Here is a 9,199-nt window from a genome sequence, read left to right as displayed (position 1 = left end):
ATGAAGTGATGCCACAGCAACTCATGGGCCTTCACTATTGCTTGCCGATCGGCGTTCTGCTCCACCCGGCACAGCGTTGACTTGCCTGCCAGCGTATCCTCTTCACCGAGCGCTGTCTGGAGGGCCTGATCATAGTGCAGGGCCTCATGGTCGTTGAAATCTTCGTAGCCAGCGGCGACACCGAACACCCGCTGACGAACCAGAGTGTCGAGCTTATGACGAACCTGTTTCGGTGCACGGGGATCATGAAGCACGGTGGCCAAGCGGCGTGTCAGGCGATGGTGTTTATCGACTTCACGAAGCAGGAGTAATCCGGCGTCCGACGTGATGTGGCCCCCGGAGAAGTCGGCTTCAATTTGGCGGCGTGAGAGTGGCGAGAAGGTCAGCTTTTCAGGTACCATTTTGGAAGCGGCTGTTGGTGTTGGTTTTTGGTGTAAGGCCCTGAAACGTTAACACTTTCAGCCGCTTTCTTTTATACCCTGTGAGAAATCCGGGTTAGTCCGATAACTAACAATAAAAATACCGTGATTTAACAAAGCAAAGAGGAGCAGGCCCGTGAGTCTTAAAAATGAATCGCGCCGACGATTTATGAAGGGAGCGTTAACCAGCATTCCCGCCGTCACCCTGGGGAGCGGGGTCTCAATCACCGCTCCCGCCAGCGAACCACCGGAACAACTAAGCGACTATCAGCCGGTCTTTTTTGATGCAGACGAATGGGGTTTTATGCTCGCGGCCTGTGACCGATTGATCCCCAGTGACGGGCCTGGCCCCGGTGCTTTGGAAACCAATGTGCCCATCTTTATTGATAGACAGATGGAAGGCAGCTTTGGACATGCCGCTGACTGGTATATGAAAGGCCCCTTTCCTGACAATGTCTCGCCGCTAATGGGCTATCAGTCGTCTCTGCTCCCACGGGAGGTTTACCGGGAGGGGATTGCCGCCACGCGTGACTACTGCGTACGCCAATACGGCCAGGAGTTCACCGCGTTGGATAACGCCACTCAGGAAGCGGTGTTGCAGCAGCTTGAGCGGGAAGACATCACTTTTGAGCGCGTCGGTGCTCTCCAGTTTTTTGTCTTTTTGCTGCAAAACACCAAGGAAGGCTATTTTGCCGATCCCATCCATGGCGGCAACAAGCATATGGCCGCCTGGAAATTTATCGGCTTCCCAGGTGCCCGTGGGGCGTATCTGGAGTGGGTCGACCAACACAATGTCAAATATCCGTTAGGGCCGGTCAGCCTTACCGGCGAAAGGGGATAAGCATGGCGAAAACAAATCCACCGGTTGATGTTGTACTGGTTGGTCTGGGTTGGACCAGTTCGATCATGGGCATGGAGCTGACAGACGAAGGGCTGAACGTGCTGGCGCTTGAGCGCGGTGAAGACCGCGATACCGTGCCGGACTTTGCCTACCCGAAAATCGCTGATGAGCTGACTTATGGCGTACGCTATAAATTGATGCAGCGTCCGGCCAAAAGCACGCTGACGGTCCGTCATGGCCTGGGTGATATGGCGGTGCCTTATCGCAGCCTGGGTTCATTTTTACCCGGCGACGGAGTTGGCGGGGCAGGCGTGCACTGGAACGGGCATACCTGGCGGCCCCAGCCTCAGGAGCTGCGTCTTAAAAGCTACGTCGAGGAGAATTTCGGCGCCGATATCATTCCTGACGAAATGACCATTCAGGATTTTGGCGTGAGCTACGACGAGCTGGAGCCCTTTTTTGATTACTTCGAGAAAGTGGCGGGTATTTCCGGCAAGGCGGGCAACCTTAACGGTGAGATTCAGGAAGGGGGCAACCCATTCGAGGGATGGCGCTCAAACGAGTACCCCATGCCGCCGCTCGCACGTACCTATAACGACACGCTGTTTGCTGATATGGCGCGTGAACAGGGGCTGCACCCTTTTCCCTTGCCCGCCGCTAACGCTTCAGAAGCGTATACCAACCCCTACGGCATGCAGCTTGGGCCGTGTAACTTTTGCGGCTTTTGCGAACGTTATGGCTGTTTAAACTACTCCAAGTCCTCGCCCCAAACCTGCATTCTAGGTGCGCTTAAACGGCGCGAAAATTTCTCTTACCAGGCCAATAGCGAAGTGCTCCGAGTGGAGCTTGATAGCGATGGCAAAAAGGCTACTGGCGTGACCTATATCGATGGCGACGGTAATGAGGTCTTTCAGCCGGCTGACCTGGTGGTGTTGGGCGCTTACTCGCTCCACAACGTACATTTGATGCTGGTGTCGGGTATCGGTACGCCTTATGACCCGGTAAGCGGTGAAGGTGTGGTCGGCAAGAACTACGCCTATCAGATGAACGGCGGCTCAACGCTCTACTTCAAGGATAAGGAGTTCAATCCTTTTATTGGCGCAGGTGGCAATGGTGAAGTTGTTAATGACTATGGCGTCGAACAGATCGATTTTGCTCAGGAAGGCTTCATTGGCGGCTCGTATATCAATGCCGCGATGACCAACGGGCAGCCGATTCGCAACATGCCGCTGCGCTCAGATGCGCCGACCTGGGGCGCTGGCTGGAAGCAGGCGGTGCAGGAAACCTATGGCCACACCATGACGATTGGTTCCCATGGCAGCAACATGGCTTACCGCGACTGCTATCTGGATCTTGACCCCAACTATACCGACGACCATGGGCGCCCGCTTATGCGTATGACGTTTGATTGGAAGGCAAACGACGTGCGCATGACCCAGTTTATGAAGCAGAAGATCGACACGCTCTCCAAGGCGCTGGGCCCGGATGACTACAAGCTCTCGTTCAAGGATTTCGATTCACGCTATGACGTCCGCCCTTACCAGACAACTCATAACGTCGGTGGAGCTATTATGGGATTCGACCCATCCGCCAGCGCGCTGAATCGCTATTTGCAGAGTTGGGATGTCCACAACGTGTTTGTGATGGGTGCCAGTGCCTTTCCGCAGAATATTCAATATAACCCCACGGGGCTGGTCGGCGCTTTGGCTTACTGGTCGGCCAAAGCAATTCGCGAGCAGTATCTACCCAACCCCGGACCTCTGGTCCAAGCCTAAGGAGAGCGACCATGATGATTCATCGACAATGGCGTCAGGGGCTGGCGGGCGTGGGTCTGTTAAGCGTGGCGGCACAAGGCGTGGCGTTCGACCAGGCCGAGATAGAGCGCGGTGAGTACCTTTCCCGGGCGGGCGACTGCGTTGCCTGCCATACCGCCCCGGGTGGCGAACCTTTTGCAGGCGGTCTGGCGGTTGAAAGCCCCTTTGGGGAGATTTTCTCGACCAATATTACCTCCGACCCGGATACCGGGATCGGTAACTATACGCGCGACGAGTTTGCCGCGGCGCTGCGCGATGGCGTACGTAACGACGGTAAAAAGCTTTATCCAGCCATGCCGTACCCCTCCTACTCGTTAATTACCGATGACGATATTGATGCGCTTTATGCCTACTTTATGGAAGGCGTGGCGCCGGTGTCCTATCAGCCGGAGCGTACGGATCTGAGCTTTCCGTTTAATCAGCGCTGGGGGATCGGGCTTTGGAACTGGTTATTCACATCCTCTGAACCGTTTAAGCCTTCTGACGAGCGCAGCGATGAGCTGAACCGCGGCGCCTACCTGGTACAAGGGTTAGGCCACTGTGGCAGCTGCCACACGCCGCGTGGACTGTTCTTCCAGGAAAAGGCCATGAAGGACGAGGGCAGCGATTTCCTTACAGGGGAAACGCTGGAAGGCTGGTATGCGCCGAACTTGCGGGGTAGCGGTAATCAGCGCCATCCGCTTCAGCGCTGGAGCGAAGAGGATATCGTCGCCTATCTGGAAACCGGCCGAAATGATCATAGCGCCGTTGTCGGCGAGATGGCCCCGGTGGTTGCCCACAGCACGTCGCATCTTAAAGAGGCCGATCTCTACGCCATCGCAGGCTATCTCAAATCGCTGCCCGCGGGTGACGGTGATGAGGCACCACGCGATGAACGGGCCGCCGAACAGACCCAAACGATGCTGACCCACGCCGATGTGGATGGCAATACCGGTGCCCGGCTCTATCTGGATAATTGCAACGCCTGCCACTTTGCCAATGGTAAAGGGGCGCCTCAGGTCTTTCCGTCACTGGTGGGCAGTTCACTGGTCAATGCTGAAGACCCCACCGGAATCATTCGCGTGATTCTATCCGGTGCCCGGATGCCTTCGACCGAGAAGCGCCCGGAAGCGCTGGCTATGCCCGATTTTGCCTGGCGGCTTTCTGATGATGAGGTGGCTGAAGTCGCCAACTTCGTGCGCTCGGCCTGGGGTAATGAGGGCGGTGAGGTCAGTGCTGACCAGGTGGCTGATGTACGAGACACGCTGCCGGAAGATCGTCCTACCAGCGCGCCTAGCTATATCGACTAGCGATATTTATTAGCGACATTCACTAGCTGTATTGATTGGTTAGGTTAGACCAGCTAGAACCATACGGTAGGTAGAAACAAAAACGGGTGCCCAAAAGGGCACCCGTTTTACGTGGCTCACGTTAAGCGCGTTTTTTAGCCGCTTTCGTGTCAGGCTTCTGGCTGTCACCGGCATCGCTGGGTTGGGGTAGCGAGGGCAGCGACTTGGCGAGCATTTCCACGCTGTGGCGATAGTAAAGCTGGCTCTTGTTGTGCTCGCCCAGGCTTGCGTAGAGACGGGCAAGCTCGGCGCATACTTCGCCGTTGGGCCGCTGGCGCTGGCTGGCTTCGAAGTATTCCAGGGCTTTCTCCCACTTGCCGGTACGCAAGGAAAGGCGGCCACAGGTCAGCAGCAGCTCCGGATCGTTAGGACGCTCCTGCAGCCACTTCTCGGCTTTTGCCAACTGACGTGCAGCATGCACGTTAAGCAGGCCATAGCGCTTGACTAGACGGGCATCCCAATGATGGTCCAGCGAATGATTTAGCAGGCGTTCGGCAATGGTTTCTTCATTAGCCTGAACCAGCGCGTCGGTATACAACACGATCAGCTCGGTATTACCCCGCAGGTACTCAGGCATATCTGCCCATAACCCGCGAACCCGCTCGATATTGCTTGGGTTTTTGGCTTCAAAAGTAATCAACTCGCGGTACGCCTTGAACTCAAGCTGTTCTCGCTCTTGCGGTGCAATCAGCTTTTGGGCCGCTAAACGAGGCAGCAGCCAGCGCAAGCCTTCCCAATCGTTAACGCTCAAGTGCACCTGCTTGAGCAATTTTAATACTTGCGGGTGATCGCTGAGCTTTTTATCCAAGCGGTTGAGGATCGCCATTGCTTCTTCAGGTTGCTGACGGTCGATCATCAGCTGCGCCTGCATTAAGCCAATCGCAGTGTCGGCGCCTTCAGTGGAAAGCTGCGCCTGGTTCAGGTGCTCCTGGGATTTTTCGTGATTACCCTGATAATGAGCGGCCAACGCGGCTGAAAGATAGTTAACCAGCGGGGTGCTGGAGTCGTCGGCGGCGTGAACCAGGGTTTTTTCAGCTTTTTTCCAGCGGCCCTCGGTTAGCGCAACCAAGCCGCGCACGGTACGCTTCATGGCGCGGCGATTGCGAGCGCGGCCATTCCAGGTACGAAAGCGGCCCACCGGGCGAATAATACCGGTCAGCAGGCGCAGCGCAAAGTGCACCACGATAAAGGCTGCGAGCAGAATGATCAGGCCAAACCAGAAGGAGGTCTGAACCGAGGTGTCACCTACTCGGATTAGCCAGTAGCCGGGGACTGACATCATCAGGTGCCCGAGCAGGGCACCTACTGCCAGACCTGCGACCAGAAGGAGGACGAGTTTTCTCATGCATCACCTCCCTCTTCACCGTTTTGCTGGCGTGATCTAAAGCGGTTTTCAATAAAGCTGGTCATCGCTTGCTGAGAGGCGCTAATGTCCGGCAGTTCCGGTTCAATCTCGGCCTGCTTCAGCTCTTGAAGGCGGGCAATAACGCTCTGGGTCGCTTCACGCTCGACGTCGTAGTAGCCGTTGAGTAACTCAAGCGCCTTGTCGATACTCGCTTCATACAGCGGCTGCTCTTCTTTAAGCAGTGCAAGCTGCGCCTGCTCAATAATCAATCGTAGGCTTTGGCGCAGGTAAGACTCCTGCTCTGGCGTAACCAGCGTTTCCATTGCCTCATCATGATGGCGAATCATCACCAGATCTTTCAGCTCTTCGCCAAAGCGGGCCAGCTGACGCTGGAAGGTACCGGTAGGCGGCTGTTCAATACCGGAGGTTACGGCACGCTCTTCCACTTCTTGCGACAGGCGCAGGCCAGCCACTCGCTCTTGCTGAGCATTGAGTGCCAGGTAAATACCGGTGCGATCCACGCGCGGCACGCCATCCAGCTCGGCAAGTTCGTTGGCAATTTCACGACGCACGGCGGTTAACGCCGGGTTATCGGCATCCGCCAGGCGGGCATCGGCGGTGCGTAGCAGGGCAGCGGCGCCATCAACATCACCTTCAAGCTGTAAGCGCTGGTTAGCCAGGCGTAGCAGGTAGGCGGCTTCAGCGTGCAGCCAGTCGCGGTCGTCGGTGTCCTGGGCTTGAGAAAGCTGGTTCAGTACGTCGTCGAGCGTGCTGTTAACATCGCTGCGATAGCTGTCCAGCTCACCGCGCAGCTCTTCCAGCGTGCCTTCAAGCGCTTGTGTGCGCTCGCTTTCACTGCTTTCAAAGCGTGATTCAAGATCGCTCACGGTTTGCTGAGTGGCGCTGTTTTCAGCCTGCTGGCTTAGCTCATTGATGCGCTGCTGCTGGCTATCCAGACGTTGCCAACCCTGCCAAGCCACCATAATAAGCGCTACGGCCAATATTAGTACTAGTACCAGGGCGATAAGCCCGCCTTTACTGCCTCCGCGCTTACCGCCCCCGCTGTTGGAGGTTGGCGGCGGTGTACCATTACCACCTTTGCCGGATGGGCTGTGAGGCGTAGATGTACTGCCCAGAGTATCTTTTTTAGCGGACGCAGGCTCACTGGTGACAGTCGGTTTGTCGGTAAGCGTCGATGCCGGTTTATCAGTCGTAGGCGACGTACTTGAAGACGCCTCACTTGACGCTGGCTTGGCTGGCGGTGATGCTGCCGCAGGCGTTGCGTTAGAGGTGCCGCCGCCTTTGCCACGTCGACGCGAACGGCCATTTCCGTTCCTGGGTGACTCGTTTGGCGACGTTGTCGCACCACCAGGAGGACGACTTGCTGCCTCGCTGGCGGGTGGAGGAGTAGTGGCTGACGCGGCAGTAGCATCCGATTTGACGCTGTCCTTGGACGCATCAGCGGACGTTTTTTGTACGTCTTCCTGCTCGTTTGGTTGTTTGCTCATCTGTCGCTAGCCCTTAATTAAGTTCCTTGATCGACATCGGCACCCTAAGGGTGACAGGACCTGTTTAACGCAGCTGCCAGGGCAGCCGGCGTTGCTCCCGACGCCACCTTGAGGTCACAAAAACCCAGTGTACCGGCCAGTGTAGCTAAACGGCGACTGGAAACGATTAGCGGTTGGTTCAACGCTGTCTGATCACACCATTTTGCCAGATGTTCAAGCAGTTCGCCGCTAGTGACGATTAACGCTCGATAATCACCGGCTGCCAGGCGCGCCTGCATGGCTTCTGAAGGCGCTCGAAAAACCCGCCGATACACGGCAACCCGGGTAATCGTGGCACCGCGCTCGGCCAGGGTATCGGCCAACAGCGTGCGGCCGCCTTCACCCGCCACCAGCAACACCCGCTGGTTCGCGACATCCTTGAGCGAGGCAAGCGATAAAAGCGCCTCGCTGGTGTTTTCTCCGCTATTTTTTTCAGCATGCTTATTGCTAGTAGGCTGGTTATCAAAACCCGCTGGAGGTATACGTACTCTGACCCCAAGCTGGTTAAACAGTACGTCAGCCGTGGCATGGCCCACACTATAGTAATCAATGCCGACCGGCAGTTGCGGCCAGTAGCGGTCCAATGCGTCACTTAAATACTCGGCCGCGAAAGGGCTGATTACTACCACTTTGTCATACTGATCAATATTGAGCCAGATACTGCGCATGACAGGGTCTTCCGGTAAGGCTTCAAGCGCCAGTACGTCGAGCGATTCTACATAGGCACCCGCAGCACGCAGCGTATTGGCCAGTGCCTCACCCCGTTGACCCGGGCGGCAGATTAAAACCGGCTGTGTCATACGTTGTTGCCGTACACCTCGGCTAAAATTTCGCCTGCACCCTGGTCAAGCAGGTCTTCAGCAATACGTATTCCCAGCGCTTCAGGTTCATGAATCGAGCCACTGCCTTCGGCACGCAGTACTTCAGTGCCTTCGGGATTGCCGACAAGCCCACGCAGCCAAATCGTATCATTGGCTTTATTGAGTACCGCAAAGCCCGCGATGGGTACCTGACAACCACCTTCCAAGCGCGTATTCATGGCGCGTTCAGCGCGTACGCGTGTGGCCGTGTCTGGGTCATCCAGTGGGGCTAGCAGACCAATCAGCTCAGGGTCATGCAGGCGGCATTCGATGCCCAGCGCCCCTTGGCCACACGCAGGCAGGCACACTTCAGGCGGCAGTGCCTGGGCGATGCGCCCATCAAGCCCCAAGCGTTTTAAGCCGGAGGTCGCCAAAATAATGGCGTCAAATTCGCCATCGTCGAGCTTGGCCAGGCGGGTCTGCACATTGCCGCGTAGGTTAAGAATTTCCAGGTCGGGGCGTACTTCGCGTAACTGTAAACCACGGCGCAGGCTGGCAGTACCAATCTTGGCGCCCTCGGGCAATTCATCGACGCTTTTGTAGTGGTTGGATACAAAAGCATCCGTGGGATCAGCGCCTTCTAGAATCACCGAGAGCCCCAAACCCTCGGGAAACAGCATCGGCACATCTTTCATGGAGTGCACGGCGATATCCGCTCGACCGTCCAACATGGCGTCTTCCAGCTCTTTGACAAAAAGGCCCTTGCCGCCAATTTTGGAGAGGGGCGTATCGAGGATCTTGTCGCCTTTGGTGGAAAGCGCCACCAGTTCGACTTCCAAGCCCTCATGTGCCGCCATCAGGCGGTCGCGAACGTGTTCGGCTTGCCACATGGCCAGCTGGCTTTTCCGCGTGGCGATACGCAGTTTGGTGATGGATGACACGTTATTCTCCCTTTGCCGCTGACGCGGCGCGTCAAGCTATGATGTGTCTCATCATAAAGCACCCGGCCACACAGTAAAAATCAGCCGCTTTATTTAAGATAAGCGCCAGATGGTTGAAACGCCATTGAGCTAAATATGCCGTGCCTTTGAACTCAAGCATTCAG

At 56.4% G+C, this 9,199-nt stretch carries 8 protein-coding genes; 3 read left to right on the top strand and 5 right to left on the bottom strand.

Annotated elements, in window-relative coordinates; genetic code table 11:
• A partial coding sequence (locus INT33_RS12565; RefSeq protein ID WP_193092018.1) for a transposase occupies nucleotides 1-401 on the bottom strand: 401 nt, incomplete at its 3' end.
• A gap of 154 nt (nucleotides 402-555) precedes the next feature.
• On the opposite strand from INT33_RS12565, the gene INT33_RS12560 reads away from it, so the two are divergent.
• From INT33_RS12560 to INT33_RS12550, 3 genes are read left to right on the top strand one after another with little or no spacing between them, the layout of a single operon-like run.
• Nucleotides 556-1,260, top strand: coding sequence for a gluconate 2-dehydrogenase subunit 3 family protein (locus tag INT33_RS12560; protein ID WP_193092017.1), 705 nt, complete (start codon nucleotides 556-558; stop codon nucleotides 1,258-1,260).
• 2 nt (nucleotides 1,261-1,262) lie between these two features.
• On the top strand, nucleotides 1,263-3,035 hold the full coding sequence (locus tag INT33_RS12555; protein ID WP_193092016.1) for a GMC family oxidoreductase: 1,773 nt from the start codon (nucleotides 1,263-1,265) through the stop codon (nucleotides 3,033-3,035).
• Nucleotides 3,036-3,046: 11 nt separating this feature from the next.
• Nucleotides 3,047-4,363 (top strand): c-type cytochrome, encoded by a 1,317-nt coding sequence (locus tag INT33_RS12550; RefSeq protein ID WP_226940175.1) that lies wholly within the window; start codon nucleotides 3,047-3,049, stop codon nucleotides 4,361-4,363.
• A 121-nt stretch (nucleotides 4,364-4,484) separates the two neighbouring features.
• Here INT33_RS12550 and INT33_RS12545 read toward each other — a convergent pair whose 3' ends face one another.
• The 4 genes from INT33_RS12545 to hemC are packed head-to-tail and all read right to left on the bottom strand — an operon-like array spanning nucleotide 4,485 to nucleotide 9,035.
• On the bottom strand, nucleotides 4,485-5,747 hold the full coding sequence (locus INT33_RS12545) for a heme biosynthesis HemY N-terminal domain-containing protein (protein ID WP_192537477.1): 1,263 nt from the start codon (nucleotides 5,745-5,747) through the stop codon (nucleotides 4,485-4,487).
• Nucleotides 5,744-7,255 carry a uroporphyrinogen-III C-methyltransferase gene (locus INT33_RS12540; protein ID WP_192537478.1) on the bottom strand — a complete coding sequence of 504 codons (1,512 nt, stop codon included), beginning with the start codon at nucleotides 7,253-7,255 and terminating at the stop codon, nucleotides 5,744-5,746. Before INT33_RS12540 ends, INT33_RS12545 begins: the two co-directional genes overlap by 4 nt.
• 44 nt (nucleotides 7,256-7,299) lie before the next feature.
• Nucleotides 7,300-8,094, bottom strand: coding sequence for a uroporphyrinogen-III synthase (locus tag INT33_RS12535; RefSeq protein ID WP_192537479.1), 795 nt, complete (start codon nucleotides 8,092-8,094; stop codon nucleotides 7,300-7,302).
• Complete coding sequence (gene hemC / locus INT33_RS12530) at nucleotides 8,091-9,035, bottom strand: hydroxymethylbilane synthase (protein ID WP_193092015.1); 945 nt, start codon at nucleotides 9,033-9,035, stop codon at nucleotides 8,091-8,093. The genes INT33_RS12535 and hemC overlap by 4 nt, the downstream gene beginning before the upstream one ends.
• Between the last annotated feature and the right edge of the window lie 164 nt (nucleotides 9,036-9,199).

It is taken from the genome of Halomonas colorata (assembly GCF_014897985.1).
GTDB classification, from domain to species: domain Bacteria; phylum Pseudomonadota; class Gammaproteobacteria; order Pseudomonadales; family Halomonadaceae; genus Vreelandella; species Vreelandella colorata.
Note: the sequence above shows the minus strand (reverse complement) of the source record. Positions and strands in the feature narration are given on the sequence as shown.

Bases quoted from the DNA above. Each gene is read 5' to 3' on its own strand.
- INT33_RS12535 (WP_192537479.1), bottom strand. From the start codon at position 8,094: ATGACACAGCCGGTTTTAATCTGCCGCCCGGGTCAACGGGGTGAGGCA.
- INT33_RS12545 (WP_192537477.1), bottom strand. From the start codon at position 5,747: ATGAGAAAACTCGTCCTCCTTCTGGTCGCAGGTCTGGCAGTAGGTGCC.
- INT33_RS12550 (WP_226940175.1), top strand. From the start codon at position 3,047: ATGATGATTCATCGACAATGGCGTCAGGGGCTGGCGGGCGTGGGTCTG.
- INT33_RS12540 (WP_192537478.1), bottom strand. From the start codon at position 7,255: ATGAGCAAACAACCAAACGAGCAGGAAGACGTACAAAAAACGTCCGCT.
- INT33_RS12555 (WP_193092016.1), top strand. From the start codon at position 1,263: ATGGCGAAAACAAATCCACCGGTTGATGTTGTACTGGTTGGTCTGGGT.